The following is a 17,810-nucleotide window of genomic DNA, read 5'->3' as shown; positions in this document are numbered from 1 at the left end:
CTTATATTTTAAACTAGTTTTGCCTCCTGTACGCAATAAATTTATCGAATTTTCACGAGATTCAGCAGAATTTGTATCTTTATAGCAGAAAAAACACTCCTGAATATGATTCGGGAGTGCCTTCTGTATATATTATTGGAATTTCGGATTGCTTTTCACTAACTTTACAGAAGTTGCTTTACTAGTATTTCCAGCTGCGTCTGTTGCTGTAAAGGTTAACACTGTATCATGTGTCTGAGCCGATTTAAATGAGATGGTGAATACTCCATCTTGACCGGCTACAGCACTGCCTAGCAGTGTTTTTCCATTATAAACTTTTACGGTTGAGCCTGCTTCCGCTTTTCCCGTTACGCTCTTCGCTGGAGCAATGATTTGTCCAACCTCCGGCGCATTTGGAGCTGTAATGTCTTTTATCAAAATTCTGCCTTCAATTTTTGCTGAAATTGGCTGCCCGTTAAAGGACTTAATATAGTTTACAAAGGCATCCAGGTCAGAGGACCATGTCGTACGGCCTGTACCCTGCTTAAGAACCACGAATCCATCTCCGCCGTCTGCCATGAAGTTATTGACGGTTACAGAATAAGTACCATTAGGGTCAATCTTTTTACCACTTGGCAAGTAAATATCGATGACCTTTTGCCCTAGTGGTAATAAATCGGACCAAGTGTACTTCAAACCGGAAATTTGCATAATCCGATTGCGATCGGCTGCAAACTGCTGATTTAGTAATGTTCTTACCTGCTCACCAGTAATATTCATGGTTACGATGTCGTTACCGAACGGCTGGATGGCGAAAAGTTCTCCCCATGTAATATCTCCAGCATCCTTAATATCATCACGGATACCACCGATATTCATAAAGGCAAAGTCAGTATTGGTTGCAGCTCTCATTCCATCAGCAATCAGGTTACCGAGTGGCGCTTCCCCTGCTTCATTAGTAGTACGTGAAATTGGTGCCGCTGCATTCCCTACTACTTGGTTTGTGATTGGAGCCACATCCGCCTGATATTTGTCCATCTCCGCTTTAATTTTTGCATCAAGATGGGTCGCATCTTGGAAAGTTGTGACAATTCCCGCTCTTTTCTCAACGATATCCTGTGTAACTGGGTCGATGGTTAAATCGACATCAGAGAATGCTGTTCCATAAGAATAAGATTGAACAAGCAGTTTTCCGTCAACTGTGGAGTTTAAGTATTTATGGTCATGCGCACCAAAGATAACGTCCACTTCATCATCGACTGCCTTGGCAATATCGACTACTTTTCCTGTTGGGTTAGTACCATCCGTCGCTGAAGTACCAGGATCATGTGCCAGAACGACAATCGATTTAATTCCTTGGGCTTTTAATTCAGCAGCATACTTGTTGATAGCTTCAGCTTCATCTGTAAATTTAACTCCGGCAACTCCACTTGGCGTTACGATGCTAGGTGTTTCCGTTGTTACCACACCGATAAAGCCAACTTTCACTCCGTCTACTTCCTTAACCACATATGGAGGCAAGATAAGCTCGTTTGTATCCTCCTTCACGACGTTTGCCGCTACATAAGGGAAGTCTGCTCCTTCAAACACACCATACTTCTCAACGGTTTTTGGATGGGCACCGCCGTTAATCAAGCGAAGCATCTCTGTTACGCCTTCGTCAAATTCATGATTACCAATGGTACCAACATCAAAGCCAAGTTCGTTTAAGATTCGGATGGTTGGCTCATCTTGTAATAAGGCCGACACAGGACGGCTCGCACCAACTGCATCTCCTGCTTGCACCATTAAGGTGTTCGAAGGATTTGTTGCTTCTCTTTCCTTTAAGTAACCAGCTAAATATTCAATACCGCCGGCAGGTTTTCCAGCTACAGTAGTTTTATAGTCTAGTTGTCCGTGTAAATCGTTGATGCCTAGTAATTGAACGTGAACATCTTGATCGAGCGCGTATTGTTCAAAACCGGAGCCATCGGATAATGGACCTACATCTTTAATATTTGGAGTAGATGCTAAAACATCTTTTGCAGCTTGTGACGATTTAAAGGTTAATGTCTTCGCTACTCCACCAACAGGAGCGATTTTCCAGTTATTATCTGCAACTGGATTTACAACCCCTTGTTCCTTAATATAATCCATTAAAATCTGACGGTTTTCTAAAGGCGAATCAACTACAATGGTTGCCTTTCCACCTTTCGTTCCTGGGAAGTTCCCGCCGCCGCTTGCACGATAGTTATTAGTCGCGACAATAAATTTTTGATTTGGATCAATCGCTGATCCATCCATGTTTGTAAAATGAATAATACGGTGAGCATCTGGGTTAGAAACAACACCTGTTGTATAGTTATATCTTGCTGGCTGTGTTACATCGATTTGATATTTAACTCCATCCATAACATCAAAATTGAATGGCTGGAACCCATAATCGATTAATTCTTGTGCGTTGGCATTATTAGGATCAATGGTGTTGAATTGTGACGCAGACATCTCTAACCATTCTTTCACTTCTGAGCCCGTTAATTCTACAGCTTTTAATGTGTTGTTATATAAATAAAGGTCATTGGCACTCTTAATTGAAAGGTCGCCTTTTGAAATGTTTGTATAATCGGTTGCCCCTTGGCGGCCCGCTTTGAAAGGTGCTCCTGCAGAAATGACTGGTACATCTTTAAGGTCTGGACGGTTCTTATCAATCCAACTCTTAACATAATCTGTTTGTGCATTATTGACAATTTGGATGGTTGGGTCATCCATTACACGAGAGAAATAGCTGGACATAGGTGCACTTGTTTCACCAATTTTCCCACGTACATACTGAAGTGTTGCTGCGTGTTCATCACTTACGGCCTTAACAATGTCAGGATCTTCTGTAGTTGTACCTGTTACTGGCATATCTACTGATTTTGAAGCAGCCTTATCGGATGTCCATGTTCCATCCGCATTTTGAACTAATGCCAAATCAAGAACACCTAAGTTATTACCCCAGAATCCTGCTTCTACTGCAGGTATACCGTTAATTGTGCCTTTAGTAGTATCAAGCCCCTTTAAATCAGGATTAGCTAGATTGCTGCCTTGGTGGAATTCTTTACCTGCTGGGAACGCGTAGTGGGCATGCCCGAATAATAGGGCATCGATGCCTGCAACTTTACTTAGTGAGAATACTGCATTTTCGGCATCCTCTTGGCCTTCATTTGTGACATCACAGCCGGAGTGGGCAATGGCTACAATCACATCTGCACCTTTAGCTTTCATTTCTTTAACATATTTGTCAGCTGTTTTAACGATATCTTTGACAATAACCTTTCCTTGAAGGTTATCTTTATCCCATTGGAGAATTTGCGGCGGTGCAAACCCAACAATTCCTACATTTACCGTTTGTTCGACACCGTTTTTGTCTTTTATCTTTTTAGGAATGATTTGATATGGAGTAAAATAATTTTGATCATTCGTTGGATCACTGTCATGATCATCTTTATAGATATTTGCGTTGACGATTGGATATGGAGCATTTTTTAAGGCAGTGTCTAGAAACTCGAGACCATAGTTAAACTCATGGTTTCCAACGATCCCCCCATCATAGTTTAATAGCTTCATAGCCTTAAACATTGGGTGGACATCGTTTTCTGTGATAGGATTAACCTTTGCTACGTAATCTGCCATTGGATTTCCCTGGAGTAAGTCACCAGCATCAAACAGCATCGAGTTACTTGGATCTACCTCTGCTCTTGCTTGCTGGATTAATGTGGCGGTCTTTGATAGACCATAGTTAATTCCAGTCGCTGTATCTTGGTAGTAGTCATAAGCCATTGCGGCATCATGCAGGTCGGTTGTTTCCAAAATCCTTAGAGTGGCGGTATTAGCTGTCTCCGCTGCTTTTGCCTTGTAAGGTATTGACGGTGACACAATTGTGCTGAGTATTAAAGCTGTTGCGGCTAATTTACTATATCTACTAATATTCTTTTTTTTCATTCGCCTCTTCACCTATCCCCTTTGATCAAATTTTCTAGCTAAGACCTCCATTTTTTATCTTTCTAATAACCCTCTCCTTTTTTAAGATTCAGAAAAATCTTGTCATTCGGCGCCCGTTCCATCAATGATTGAGGAAGCTCCCATTTTCTTTCCTGTTAACCAAATATCGACAAACATTTTTAATAGAGTGGCAACTGCTAAACTACTTTCTATTAATAGTCTGAATCCTATAATATCCATACTCTATTATTATATCGTTCCGAATCACGAACAAAAACGCGTCTTATTTCCTAATTTTTGTAAAATTAATTTGAACAACGTAAAAAAGTCTGATCAAATATGACCAGACTTTTTTACATTTCTATAGATAGGATCCTCTGCCCAGCGTTCTTCTAGTTCTTCCTTCGTATAAATGACCCGCATCGGGTTGCCTCCGACGAAACATCCAGGCGGCACGTCCTTATGAACTAACGTCCCAGCTGAGACGATCGCACCATCCCCTATCATTATCCCAGGAAGAATCGTTGAATTAGCCCCGATCATGACTTCATTCCCAATTTCGACATTCCCAAGCCTGTATTCTCTAATTAAATACTCATGGGCGAGAATGGTCGTATTATAGCCAATAACCGTATTGCGGCCGACACTAATTTTCTCGGGAAACATGACATCAAGCATCACCATTAGAGCAAAGGAGGTTTGCTCCCCCACCTTAATCCCTAGAAAGGTACGGTATAACCAGTTTTTCATACTCAAAAATGGTGTATATCTCGCCAGCTGAATGACAATAAAATTTCTAACAACCTTCCAAAATGGCACCGTCTTGTAGACGTGCCACAAAGAGTTCGCCCCCTCTACAGGATAGCGGGTCGTATTTCTCATCCTTCTCACTCTCCGAGAATGGTTAATAAGTCAGTCATGTTCTCTAACATATAATCAGGTTCATAACTGGCTACGTAGTCACGGCCCTTAATCGACCAGGCCACACCGGCTGTTAACGTACCGGCATTTTTACCCGCCAAAATATCATGGTAATTATCGCCGACCATCATCGTTTCTGAAGGAGTTGAATTCAACTGCTCCAAGGCGTTAAAAATCGGTTCTGGATCTGGCTTCGTCTTTTTCACATGTTCGTACGCAACAATTATTTCAAAAAACTGCTCCAAATTCATCAGGCGTAAACCTTTAAGTGTTACGTCCAGACGCTTGGTTGTCACTACGGCTAGCTTATAACCGCGCTCCTTCAAGGTCTGAATCGTTTCTGTCACCCCTATAAACTCTTTCACTAGTTCATCATGCTTGGAGATATTATACTCACGATAAGCCGCAATCATTTCCTCGACCTGTTCCGGTTCCGGGGTCATACCTCCAAATACCTCATGGAGTGTTGGGCCAAGGAAAGGGAGCACATCCTCACGTTTATACTTGCTTGGAAAATATTTTTCAAGCGTGTTCAAGTAAGTCGAAATAATTAATTCATTCGTATCGATTAAAGTCCCATCTAAATCAAAGAGTATGGTTGTGATTTTGTTGTTCATTGTTGAATTCCTTTCTCATTATCCTAATGCCAGCTCTTTTAATTCGTTTGATCTAAGTAATGCGCCTCGGTAGGATTTTTTGTGCGTCGATAAACCAAAATTCCCAAAGCTACTACAATCAACACAATCGAAATGGTTTGAGCCATCCGAAGGCTTCCAAGCATCAAACTATCTGTTCTAAGTCCCTCGACGAAAAAGCGGCCGATCGAATACCAAATTACATAAGATAGAAACAGTTCCCCGCGGCGGAGATTCACGCGGCGGAGCAAGATTAATAATACGAAGCCAACAATATCCCATACGGATTCATATAGGAAAGTTGGGTGGTAATAGCTCCCATTTATATACATTTGATTGATGATAAAATCTGGTAAATGCAAGCCTTCAAGGAATGACCTTGTTACTTCGCCGCCATGAGCCTCCTGGTTCATAAAATTACCCCAGCGGCCAATCGCCTGTCCTAAAATGATGCTTGGAGCAGCAATGTCCGCAATTTTCCAGAAAGAAATCCCTCTTTTTCTGGCAAAAACGATGGTGGTAATAACAGAACCAATTAGCGCTCCATGGATAGCAATTCCACCATTCCAAATTTTCGGGATGTCTGCGGGATGACTGCCATAATAATCCCATTCAAAAACACAATAGTAAATCCGCGCCGAAATGATCGCGATCGGGATGGCCCATAGCATTAAGTCGGCAAATGTATCCTTAGGTAATCCTCTGCGGTTGGCCTCTCTAATCGCCAGAAACAAAGCAAGTGCCAATCCGGAGCCGATAATAATCCCATACCAATGCACCTGAATCGGACCAAGTGAAAAAGCAATTGGGTTTAATGGCTGTATAGTTTCGTTCATCTCTTTCTCCCCTTACTCGTGATCTCCCTCTTCAATTACATCTGACAGGCGGTCGGTAAATTGTTGCGCCGCATTTACGCCCATCCGTTTTAAACGGAAATTCATCGCAGCTACTTCAATAATTACAGCCAGGTTTCGTCCTGGACGAACTGGAACCGTTAATTTTGGAATATCGGTATCAATAATCCTCATTTTTTCCTCGTCCAAGCCAAGACGGTCATATTGCTTTTTTGCATCCCAAATTTCCAGATTCATAATAAGCGTAATTCGCTTATTGCTGCGGACCGCTCCTGCACCAAACAAGGTCATCACATTGATAATCCCCAAACCGCGGATTTCTAATAAATGTTCAATTAAGTCCGGTGAAGTCCCAACCAATGTATCCTGGTCTTCCTGGCGAATTTCAACACAATCGTCGGCCACGAGCCGGTGTCCGCGCTTTACTAGTTCGAGCGCCGTTTCACTTTTACCAACGCCGCTTTTCCCTGTAATTAACACGCCAATCCCATAAACATCGACCAAAACACCATGAACAGCGGTTGTCGGCGCAAGCTTACTTTCTAAAAAGTTGGTTAAACGGCTTGAGAAACGGGTTGTTACCATGTTTGTCTTTAACACAGGAACAGACTCTCGTTCGGATGCCTCAATTAACTCCTCAGGTACATCAATACCTCTTGTGACAATGATTGCCGGAGTCACATCTGTACAAAGTTGTTCCATTCGTGAGGCGCGGTCTTTCGGAGAAAGTTCGCTAAAAAAGGATAATTCGGTTTTCCCTAACAGCTGGATCCGTTCAGCCGGATAAAACTCGAAATAGCCTGCCATTTCAATCCCCGGACGCGATATATCACTCATGGTAATCGGGCGGTTAATCCCTTCTTCACCACTGATTAATTCGAGATTAAATTTTTCAAAGATATCTTTGGTACGTACTTTTGGCAAGAAGATTTCCTCCTCAAACGGATGTATTTTTAAAAAAATTAGAATAAGAAGAATTCATACCTCCTATTTTAGCATTTTTTGAAAAAGAACCAAATGATAGTTGCGTAAAAAAGGAAAAAGGTGCAATCCCATTGGAAAGGGGTGCACCTTTTTAGGTTATTTCTTAGCCTTTCTTGATGGCTCAAAAAGTGTTTTTTGAATGATGACGTTAACAAGCGACATCAGTACGGCAAAGAACAGGGCCATGCCAAAACCATTGATTTCAAAGGCTGTGCCCATTAAATAATCAGTTAGCTCAAGTGTAACCGCATTGATGACAAACAGGAAAAGTCCCATGGTTAAGATTGTGACCGGTAAGGTAAATAAAATCAACAGCGGACGGACGAGTACATTTAAGATTGATAATAAAACGCTCGCTTCAAGTGCGGCCACGAAGCCGGTTAATTGAAAGCTTTCATGAAAATAACCGGCGAGTGCCATAAATAATACCGCATTTATCAAACAACCTAGCAGCCATCTCATTTTGGTAAATCTCCTACTTTTCTTCTTGTGATTGGTGGATCGTGATGGAACCTGTTTTCGTATCTGCATAAATGTGTGCCAGTTTTTCTGGGTGATTAATGGATTGGAAGCGCAGTGATTTTTGGATCATTTCACTTTTCTCCTCCAGCACCTGAATGCCGACTAAGTTGACGTGAAATCCGCCAAGATTGGTTTTTAAATTCCCATTTACCGGGAGCCCATCAGGGATATAGAGGTCGATTCCGCCCGCAGCCGTTTTGGCCTGAATCAATTCAGCTTGGTTTCCATGTAGATTTAAACTGATATTTCCTTTAAAGGACTCCATTTCAAGCTTTTTAAATTCACCGTCAAGCTGGATGGCGCCATTTATTGTTTCTGCTTCCACTTTATCAAATTGACTGCCTTTTAGCTTAATTTTTCCATTTGCTGTTTCCAGCTCTGTATTCTTACCTGTAAAGCGGTCAAGGGCAATTTTTCCGTTAGCCGTTTTTACACGCAGTTCATCTACATTTATTTGTTCCCCTGTAACCGGACCATTAAACAATCTGACCCGTACCCGGTTATAAACGGCTTTCGGTACGTACACAATGGCTTCGACCTTCATCCATTTCTGCTGTGTGCTAAAACGTAATTTCTCATGTTCCACAGTGAAAAGGACATCTCGTAAAAAGTTTTGCCGGGCCTGGTCCTGGTTTTCCACTCGATATACCTTTGCCTGACACTCGACTCTGACGTCAGACTGCTCCCATCCAACGAGCTTGATGGCTCCGTTAGCGACGTCAATGTCGATATCTTTTATAGTGGCGTCCCCTTGATGGAATATATGTGAGATATCTACGGATTGGCCGAAGTTTAGATCTAAGTCTAAGTCTTTGATCTTTTTAAAAGCAAAATCAACAAATTCAAAGATTTTTTCCTTTGTAGATTGATATTTCGCTTGGAACGGCTCTTCTTTTTTTGCTTCCTCGAATTGGACAGTGGTGGACAGCTCATTGACAAGTTGCGCCTGTTTTTGCTCCATGGTTTGTTCTGTTTTTTCCAGTTCATCGAGGAGCTTCAAGGCTTCATCGGCCTTTAGTTTCCCTTCCTCGACCATTTGTAAAATTCGTTTTCTTTCCTCTTTCATTTTTTCCACCTCTATGAATGAATTTGTCACTTTCAGTTTATTCAGCTGTTAATACCTTTACGCCTTTGACAATGTTCCAGATGATCACAGCAAGCCAAAGTAAGATCAGAACGATGATACTTATAATGGTAAAAACAGGGATGGCGTCTTGTTGTGAAGTAAAATCATAGAATACCGCCAACACTAGGAGCGGTGTCAGGATTAATGGAATTAGGTGTGATAATAGTGATTTTTTGGCATGCCTTTTGGTTCCTTCGTCTCCCGTGGCTAAATAGACGGCTAAGGGAAAAATAAATCCGGCGAAAAAGATGCTAAAGTAGCATAGACTGGATAAAACTTTTCTTGTTTCCATACGTTCATCACCTCTATCTCTTATTACGAGTTTAGTATCAAAAAGGTTTCTTTTATAATTGTTATTATTAAGCGCGGCTTGGGTAAGGGGTTAGGAGATTTGGGTTTGATTCCGCGGACTTTTGGCTTGATTCCGTCGGATTTTTGGTTTTATCCGCTTATTTTAGGATTAATTCCGTCTAATTCTGGATTTTTTTTCCAACCCAGTTCCTGCTGGCTCAAAACTCAGTGATTGCTAATTTATTCCATGAACATTCTATTTTATTCCGCCTACTTCAAACTTTATTCCGCCTACTTTACTATTTTTCTGCGAGAATCAAAAAAGAGCCGAAACCAGCCAGGTTTTAACCAGCTGATTTCAACTCTTTCTATGCTTTAATCGCACTTTTCTCTTCAATTTGCATTTTCATCCGCTCGCGATCACGCGCTAGGATTGGTTTTAAATATTTTCCGGTATAAGATTCGGGAGTCTCTGCTACTTTTTCAGGTGTTCCCGTTGCAACGATGGTGCCGCCCTTGTCTCCGCCCTCAGGACCGAGGTCGACAAGGTAATCGGCCGTCTTAATCACATCGAGATTATGCTCAATGACCAGAACAGTATCGCCATTTTCAACCAGACGCTGTAAGACAACAAGCAAACGGGATATGTCGTCCACATGAAGCCCGGTCGTCGGCTCATCTAAGATATAGAACGTTTTACCATTTGAACGGCGGTGCAGTTCTGAGGCAAGTTTAACACGCTGGGCCTCTCCGCCTGACAGGGTCGTTGCCGGCTGGCCAAGCTTCACATAACCCAGACCTACATCCAAAATAGTCTGCAGCTTACGGCTGATTTTTGGAATGTTTTCGAAAAACTCAACTGCCGCCTCAACGGTCATATCAAGGATATCCGCAATATTTTTCCCTTTATATTTCACTTCCAATGTTTCACGGTTATAGCGTTTGCCGTGGCATACCTCGCACGGAACATAAACATCAGGTAAAAAGTGCATTTCTATTTTAATAATTCCGTCACCACGGCAGGCCTCACAGCGGCCGCCCTTAACATTAAAACTAAAACGGCCTTTCTTATACCCGCGCACCTTCGCTTCATTCGTCGACGCAAACACATCACGAACATCATCGAACACACCCGTATATGTAGCCGGATTCGAGCGCGGCGTTCTGCCGATCGGGGATTGATCAATATCAATTACCTTTTCTAAATGTTCCATTCCCTTTACCGACTTGTGGGCTCCAGGCTTGGTTTTTGCCTTATTCAGCTTTTGCGACAATGATTTATGAAGGATCTCGTTAATAAGGGTACTTTTCCCCGACCCTGATACGCCAGTCACAGCAATAAACAGGCCAAGCGGAAACTTCACATTGACATTTTTTAAATTATTTTCAGATGCACCCTTGATTTCGATATAGCGGCCATCCGGCTTACTACGCTCAAGTGGAAGTGGGATGAACTTTTTCCCGGATAGGTATTGACCTGTCAGTGAGTTCGGGTCGGCCATTACTTCTGCAGGAGTTCCTGCGGAAACAATCTGACCGCCATGTATACCTGCGCCAGGGCCAATATCAATGAGATAATCAGCAGCAAGCATCGTGTCTTCATCGTGCTCGACAACAATCAAGGTATTGCCTATATCACGCATGTTTTGCATCGTACCGATTAACCGGTCATTATCCCGCTGATGGAGACCAATGGACGGCTCATCCAAAATGTATAATACGCCGGTTAAGCGCGAGCCAATTTGTGTCGCCAAGCGGATCCGCTGTGCTTCACCGCCGGAGAGTGTACCCGCGGTACGGCTTAGGGTCAAATAATCTAAACCAACATTAATTAAGAAACCTAGCCGTTCACTGATTTCACGGAAAATTAACGCAGCAATTTGCATTTCTTTATCCGAAAGCTTTAACTCAGAAAAAAATGCTTGAGCATCCTTAATCGAAAGGTCTGTTACTTGAGAAATATGAGACCCGTTAATTAACACGGCCATCGATTCCCTTTTCAAACGGTAGCCTTTACAGGTTGGACATGGCTGTTGCCCCATGTATTTTTCCATTTGTTCACGGATAAAGTCTGAGCTTGTCTCCTTATAGCGGCGCTCGACATTGCGCATAACGCCTTCAAATTGGATATGTCCCTCACGGAGCTGTCCAAAATCATTTTCATAACGGAAATAAATTTTATCCTTACCTGATCCATAGAGAATTTTTTCCATTTGGTGATCAGGGATGTCTTTAACAGGTACATCCAGATCGATTCCATAATGATCACAGACCGCCTGAAGCAGCTGCGGATAATATTGTGAGCTGGTTGGCTCCCAAGGGGCAATCGCATGCTGTTTCAGTGTCAGATCCTTATTAGGTATGACTAAATCAAGATCCACTTCCAGTTTCGAGCCGAGTCCATCACAGTCAGGGCAGGCCCCGAATGGGCTGTTAAAGGAAAACATCCGTGGTTCTAATTCACCAATCGAAAAACCACAAATGGGACAAGCATGGTTCTCACTGAACAACAGCTCTTCTTCACCGATTACATCGACGATGACGTTGCCTTCCCCTAGTTTTAAGGCCGACTCCAGAGAATCAGCAACACGGGCTGAAATACCTTCCTTGACGACAATTCGGTCCACTATAACTTCTATCGAATGCTTCTTATTTTTGTCTAATTCGATTTCATCACCAAGATCAAGCATTTCTCCGTCGACACGAATCCGAACAAACCCTTGTTTTTTGATGTCCTCCAATACCTTTACATGAGCTCCTTTTCGTCCCGACACAACGGGGGCAAGGATTTGCATTTTGGTTCGCTCTGGATATTCGAGAATCCGGTCGACCATCTGCTCAATCGTTTGTGAGGAGATTTCAATATGATGATTCGGACAAGTGGGATGTCCGACCCTTGCAAAAAGTAACCGTAAATAATCATAGATTTCCGTTACCGTCCCCACAGTAGAGCGCGGGTTTCGGCTTGTTGTTTTTTGATCAATCGAAATCGCCGGGGATAATCCCTCGATCATATCGACATCCGGCTTATCCATCTGACCGAGAAATTGGCGGGCATAAGCAGACAGGGATTCCACATACCGGCGCTGTCCTTCTGCATAAATTGTATCAAATGCGAGCGAGGACTTTCCTGAACCGGATAGTCCCGTCAGTACCACAAGCTTATCTCTCGGAATCGTGACATCTATATTTTTCAAATTGTGGGCGCGGGCGCCTTTCACAATCAGTTTTTCCATTGCCATCTAACCGTCATCCTTCCGCTTTCAATTCCAATAATAAATCACGAAGCTCGGCAGCACGTTCGAAGTTGAGTGCCTTTGCTTCTTCCTTCATTTCTTTTTCCATTGTCATAATTAGTTTTTCTCGTTCCTTCTTACTCATCTTGCCGAAGGATGCCGCTGGTTTATACTCTTCCGTATCCTCCGCAGCTTGGGTCGCACGGATAACATCACGGATTTCCTTTTGAATCGTCTGCGGTGTAATGCCGTGTTTTTCATTGTATTCTTCTTGGATGGCCCGGCGCCGCTTCGTTTCACTAATCGCCAGCTCCATCGAATTAGTGATTCTATCTGCATACATAATAACATGGCCATTGGCATTTCGGGCAGCCCGGCCGATCGTTTGAATTAACGACCGTTCCGAACGCAGGAAGCCTTCTTTGTCAGCATCGAGAATCGTAATCAGGGAAACCTCGGGAATATCGAGTCCTTCCCGGAGCAAGTTGATCCCGATCAAAACGTCATATTTTCCAAGACGCAGCTCCCGGATAATTTCAATCCGCTCGAGCGTCTTGACTTCTGAATGTAAATATTGAACCTTAATCCCAATTTCTTTTAGATAATCGGTTAAGTCCTCTGACATTTTTTTCGTTAGCGTCGTCACGAGGACACGTTCATTTTTCTTAACCCGTTCCTGTATTTCACCAATCAAATCATCAATTTGCCCTTCGATTGGACGGACTTCAATCGTTGGATCGAGCAATCCTGTCGGGCGAATAATTTGTTCAATCATCTCCGGTGTGTGCTCGAGTTCATATGGACCTGGTGTGGCCGATACAAAAATGGCATTGTTGACATGCTTATCAAATTCATCAAAGGTTAGCGGCCGGTTATCGAGCGCCGATGGCAGGCGGAAGCCGTGGTCGACCAGCACTTGTTTACGGGCCTTGTCTCCATTAAACATACCCCTGATTTGCGGTAAGGTAACATGCGACTCATCAATGATGATCAGGAAATCTTCTGGAAAATAGTCAAGCAATGTATAAGGAGTCGAACCGGCCGGCCTTAGGGTCAGATGACGGGAATAGTTTTCAATCCCTGAGCAAAAGCCCATTTCCCGCATCATTTCTAAATCATAGCGGGTACGCTGTTCAATCCGCTGTGCCTCGAGCAGTTTATCGTCTGCTCTTAATTCGGCAAGCCGTTCCTCGAGTTCTTTTTCAATATTCTCAATGGCTAACCGCATTTTTTCTTCACGTGTTACGAAGTGGGAAGCCGGGAAAATCGCGATATGCGAACGTTCGCCGATGATTTCACCAGTTAACGCATCAACTTCGCGGATGCGGTCAATTTCATCTCCGAAAAATTCGACACGGACACAATGTTCATCGCGGGAGACTGGGAATATCTCAACGACATCCCCGCGGACACGGAAAGTTCCCCGTTTAAAATCGATATCATTTCGTTCATATTGGATATCCACTAAACGATGCAGGAGCTGATTCCGTTCAATTTCCATGCCTGTGCGAAGCGATAACACCATCTCGCGGTATTCTTCCGGCGAACCGAGACCATAGATACAGGACACACTGGCGATGATGATGACATCTTTCCGTTCAAATAACGATGAGGTCGCCGAGTGGCGCAGCTTATCGATTTCATCGTTGATACTGGCATCTTTTTCAATGAAGGTATCGGTTTGCGGCACATAGGCTTCCGGTTGATAGTAATCATAGTAACTGACAAAGTATTCTACCGCATTATTTGGAAAAAAATCCTTAAACTCACTATAGAGCTGTCCGGCTAATGTTTTGTTATGGGCGATCACAAGGGTTGGTTTGTTCACTTCTTTAATCACGTTCGAAACTGTAAAGGTCTTCCCTGTACCGGTCGCACCGAGCAGGGTTTGATGGCGTTTATTATTTTTAATCCCTTCTACTAACTGGCGGATCGCTTCGGGCTGATCACCTTGGGGCGAGTACTTTGAAACTAATTCAAATTGATCTTTCACATTTCTTTCCTCCCGTAAAAAAAATCACTCTCAAGCTAAAAAACTGTTTATTGTCCGGGATGGTGCTAAAAAGTGTCTTCTCGTAAATTTCCTATTAACATTCTACCACAATCCACCAAAAACAAACCAATGATATGCGAACTAGTATTCGATTTTTGATTAAGTTTTTTAATTAGAAAAAAGCCTGCCGTTAATCGACAGACTTACATTTGTGAATAGGTTCTAGCTATTTTTAACTGCGCGCGGTTTCATCCTGGCTGCCAGCCAGAAGCCGGCTGTAAGTGAAAAGGCATCAATAACAATCAGGTAAAAGGTGTCGGTATAGCCTTTGTAAACTGACCCAGCAATCAGTGCCACGGTTAAAACAAGGCCGATAACGCGATTGTAAGTGACCCGTGAAAAAAGCAAAACCAGTAATCCAGGCATAGTTAGTGCCGAAAATATCCTAATAATCTCAAACATGGGCACACCTCATTTATAAATCTCGTTAATTATTTATTCTAAAAACTAATCGATAAAATTGCAACTAAAATATTCCTTAAACCTTTGCCTTCTCAAAGCCAGCCGCTTCCTTTTGCTGTGATACTAGACTAACAATGATAAATCCTAACAATGACAGAACAATCGGCATGACAACCGTATGCAGTCCAAAGGCATTCGGATAAAAACGATCTAATAAAATATAAGAACCCATTCCAATAATCATTGATGTGATTGCTCCGTACTTATTGCCCTTACTCCAATACAAGCCTAAAATCACTGGCCAAATAAACACAGATTCCAGTCCGCCAAAAGAAAATAGATTCAGCCAGACAATTAAATCAGGTGGACTTAATGCGAGAATAATCACGATAATCCCAATAATGGCGGTTACACTGAAGCTCACCTTTTTGATCTGGTTGTCCTCGGCATTCGGCTTGATATAATTTAAATAGATATCTTTTACCAGGGCGGAGCTAACGAGAATCAGCAAGGCATCCACCGTTGACATGATAGCAGCCATCGGGGCAGCCAGGACAATCCCGGCCACAAACGGCGGTAATACTTTCATAGATAACAGCGGCATAACTGTATCACCGATTTTTATTCCTGGGAGAACTGGTCTTGCAAACACGCCAATCAAGTGCATCCCGAGCATGATAAAGCCGACCACAACTGTTCCAATAATGATCGCATTGTGCATAGCTTTTGAATTTTTGTAAGACATCGCCCTGACTGTAATTTGCGGAAGGCCGACAACCCCAACGCCAACCAAAATCCAAAATGATGAAACGTAGGCCGGGGTTAAATTGTGCTGTGCACCAAACGGGCTGATGAGGTTTGGATTCTCCGCCGCTAAATCAGAAATAATGTTCGAAACCCCTCCGCCTGCTTTAATGGTCGCAATCAATAGAATCAGCGTTCCTGCAAACATCACGACACCTTGGACCGTATCTGTGAGGGCAACCGCTCGGAAGCCCCCCACAATAACAAACACAAGAACAGAAAAGGCAAAAATCAGTAAAGCGGTTGAATAAGGCATGCCAGTCAGCGATTCTACTAGGCGCGCCCCGCCAATCCATTGCGCCGTCATCGATGAAAAAAGGAAAATAATAATACTTGCCGCTGATAAGATCACAACTGTTTTACTTTTATATCGTTCTTTTAAAAAATCGATTAAGGTGATCGCCTTATACTGACGGGCCACAATGGCAAATTTTTTCCCGAGAACCATTAAGGTAAAATAACCGGTTACAAGCTGGGCCATGGCAAGTAGAACCCAGCCTAACCCTTGGGTATAGGCAATTCCAGGGCCGCCGATAAAACTGCTGGCACTGCCGTAAGTAGCTACCATGGTCATGGCCAGGATGAACCCGCCCATTTGACGTTCCCCTAAGAAATACCCTTCTAAAAAAGATTCGGATTTAAGTACCAATTTGTTTGACCAAATCCCCACCGCAAAGATAATCAATAAGAAAATAATTAATGGTGTAATAACAGCCCAGTTCACTTGTTCTCCTCCTCTACATCAAAGGGGATGTCCTGGAAGAGATATCTTACTGTGAAAATCACAAGGATAATCATAACAATGGAGCCGAGAATGCAGCTGTAAAAGAACCAGGCCGGCAGACCCCATACGTATGTATAATCTTTGACATTAGCCGAGCCTAGTCCGTAGCCAAATCCATACCAAATGATAAAATTGATGATAACGAGAATAACGCCAAATAGTGCTTCTTTATGGGCAATTCTAAAACGCTTGTCCATTGAATCCACAGATTTCTTCAAACTTTTACACCCCTAGTATGTATGCATTTTTAATCTAACTTTTTACCAAGTTAGAACATTTTACCACAAATATGAAGAAAAACTTACTAACATACTATTGAAACTTGACCATTAATTTTTATCATTTTGTTTAAAAAACTATATGGTTTACTAATTAATAGGAAAAATCTACTGTAATTTGAAAAATTAATCAGTACTATTTTCTTATTGATAAACACAACAAGATAACTGATAATGATTATCAATATCATTAACTCAGGGGGTTTTGTTATGTTTATTCAATTTTTAAAGGAAAACCGTTATGTCCCATTTCTACTTACAGCTTTTCGGCTCTATCTTGGATGGGAATGGTTAACTGCTGGGTGGGGGAAAATCTCCGGCGGGAATTTTGATGCAAGCGGCTTTATGATGGGAGCAGTAAAAAATATGTCTGGTGATCACCCTTCTGTTCAACCTTGGTGGGGACATTTTTTAAATGAGTTTGCCATTCCCTACGTTGATTTATTTAATGTAATGGTACCATGGGGAGAGTTTTTAGTAGGGGCTGCATTGATTTTAGGGATTTTCACTTCATTTTCTGCCCTAATGGGACTTACGATGAACTTTGCTTATATGTTGTCTGGCACAACAAGTACGAATCCTCAAATGGTTTTACTAGGCATGTTTATTCTGGTGGCAGGAACGAATGCTGGAAAAATTGGCCTGGATCGTTGGATTATTCCTGTACTAAAAAAATGGATATTCAAAAAAGCTAGGAATCAAAGTATCTTGGAAAATGTGTAAGAACAAAAGCGCAAGCGCCTTGAACAGCCCCGACAAGCATAAGACGAGCCGGCCGAAAGGTTGCTTTTTAACCCTTTTGGACGGATTGGCTGTAGACCATCGAGGGGCTAGGCGCTGGAGCTGGACGTGACTAAACCTGTAAAAAGTTGTCCACAAGTAGTAAATCTATAATTTCCTAGACCATAAGAAAAACCGGGCAAACCGCCCGGTCCTTTTTTGATTTAGAGAATATTGGGCATAAAACGTGCTAAGCCT

The 17,810-nt window shown here is 42.5% G+C and carries 15 protein-coding genes; 1 reads left to right on the top strand and 14 read right to left on the bottom strand.

Annotated features, from left to right (window positions below; genetic code table 11):
- Nucleotides 1-132: 132 nt before the first annotated feature.
- The 14 genes from AAHB15_RS11215 to AAHB15_RS11150 all read right to left on the bottom strand — a co-directional run bounded on the left by AAHB15_RS11215 (nt 133) and on the right by AAHB15_RS11150 (nt 16,751).
- On the bottom strand, nt 133-3,942 hold the full coding sequence (locus tag AAHB15_RS11215) for a bifunctional 2',3'-cyclic-nucleotide 2'-phosphodiesterase/3'-nucleotidase (RefSeq protein WP_342042394.1): 3,810 nt from the start codon (nt 3,940-3,942) through the stop codon (nt 133-135).
- 102 nt (nt 3,943-4,044) lie between these two features.
- Nucleotides 4,045-4,182 (bottom strand): hypothetical protein, encoded by a 138-nt coding sequence (locus tag AAHB15_RS11210; RefSeq protein WP_335573651.1) that lies wholly within the window; start codon nt 4,180-4,182, stop codon nt 4,045-4,047.
- Nucleotides 4,183-4,275: 93 nt separating this feature from the next.
- Nucleotides 4,276-4,824: an acyltransferase gene (locus tag AAHB15_RS11205; RefSeq protein WP_342042393.1), complete on the bottom strand. Its 549-nt coding sequence runs from the start codon at nt 4,822-4,824 to the stop codon at nt 4,276-4,278.
- A gap of 5 nt (nt 4,825-4,829) precedes the next feature.
- Entirely contained in the window at nt 4,830-5,480 is a 651-nt protein-coding gene (gene ppaX, locus AAHB15_RS11200) for a pyrophosphatase PpaX (RefSeq protein ID WP_335573653.1), read from the bottom strand.
- Between the two features lie 38 nt (nt 5,481-5,518).
- Nucleotides 5,519-6,334, bottom strand: coding sequence for a prolipoprotein diacylglyceryl transferase (lgt, locus tag AAHB15_RS11195; RefSeq protein WP_335573654.1), 816 nt, complete (start codon nt 6,332-6,334; stop codon nt 5,519-5,521).
- A gap of 12 nt (nt 6,335-6,346) precedes the next feature.
- Nucleotides 6,347-7,276: an HPr(Ser) kinase/phosphatase gene (gene hprK / locus AAHB15_RS11190; RefSeq protein WP_144566703.1), complete on the bottom strand. Its 930-nt coding sequence runs from the start codon at nt 7,274-7,276 to the stop codon at nt 6,347-6,349.
- A gap of 156 nt (nt 7,277-7,432) precedes the next feature.
- A complete protein-coding gene (locus AAHB15_RS11185) occupies nt 7,433-7,798 on the bottom strand; it encodes a phage holin family protein (protein ID WP_335573655.1) in 366 nt (121 codons plus the stop codon).
- Between the two features lie 13 nt (nt 7,799-7,811).
- Nucleotides 7,812-8,924 (bottom strand): DUF4097 family beta strand repeat-containing protein, encoded by a 1,113-nt coding sequence (locus AAHB15_RS11180; RefSeq protein ID WP_335573656.1) that lies wholly within the window; start codon nt 8,922-8,924, stop codon nt 7,812-7,814.
- Between the two features lie 37 nt (nt 8,925-8,961).
- The gene (locus AAHB15_RS11175; RefSeq protein WP_335573657.1) at nt 8,962-9,276 is read right to left on the bottom strand and encodes a DUF4870 domain-containing protein; all 315 of its coding nucleotides are present in this window, start codon (nt 9,274-9,276) and stop codon (nt 8,962-8,964) included.
- Nucleotides 9,277-9,643: 367 nt separating this feature from the next.
- The gene (gene uvrA / locus AAHB15_RS11170; protein ID WP_342042392.1) at nt 9,644-12,517 is read right to left on the bottom strand and encodes an excinuclease ABC subunit UvrA; all 2,874 of its coding nucleotides are present in this window, start codon (nt 12,515-12,517) and stop codon (nt 9,644-9,646) included.
- A 7-nt stretch (nt 12,518-12,524) separates the two neighbouring features.
- Entirely contained in the window at nt 12,525-14,504 is a 1,980-nt protein-coding gene (gene uvrB / locus AAHB15_RS11165; protein ID WP_342042391.1) for an excinuclease ABC subunit UvrB, read from the bottom strand.
- A 222-nt stretch (nt 14,505-14,726) separates the two neighbouring features.
- The gene (locus AAHB15_RS11160; protein ID WP_098530402.1) at nt 14,727-14,966 is read right to left on the bottom strand and encodes a CsbA family protein; all 240 of its coding nucleotides are present in this window, start codon (nt 14,964-14,966) and stop codon (nt 14,727-14,729) included.
- A 76-nt stretch (nt 14,967-15,042) separates the two neighbouring features.
- Nucleotides 15,043-16,494 (bottom strand): sodium/pantothenate symporter, encoded by a 1,452-nt coding sequence (gene panF, locus AAHB15_RS11155; RefSeq protein WP_335573660.1) that lies wholly within the window; start codon nt 16,492-16,494, stop codon nt 15,043-15,045.
- Entirely contained in the window at nt 16,491-16,751 is a 261-nt protein-coding gene (locus AAHB15_RS11150) for a YhdT family protein (RefSeq protein WP_335573664.1), read from the bottom strand. The genes panF and AAHB15_RS11150 overlap by 4 nt, the downstream gene beginning before the upstream one ends.
- Nucleotides 16,752-17,042: 291 nt before the next feature.
- Here AAHB15_RS11150 and AAHB15_RS11145 point away from each other — a divergent pair, with 291 nt between their 5' ends.
- On the top strand, nt 17,043-17,555 hold the full coding sequence (locus AAHB15_RS11145) for a DoxX family protein (protein WP_335573661.1): 513 nt from the start codon (nt 17,043-17,045) through the stop codon (nt 17,553-17,555).
- Nucleotides 17,556-17,810 lie beyond the last annotated feature (255 nt).

The sequence above is a fragment of the Bacillus sp. OTU2372 genome (assembly GCF_038440275.1).
Classification (GTDB): domain Bacteria; phylum Bacillota; class Bacilli; order Bacillales; family Cytobacillaceae; genus Neobacillus; species Neobacillus bataviensis_B.
This window is presented reverse-complemented; position numbering and strand designations above follow the sequence as displayed.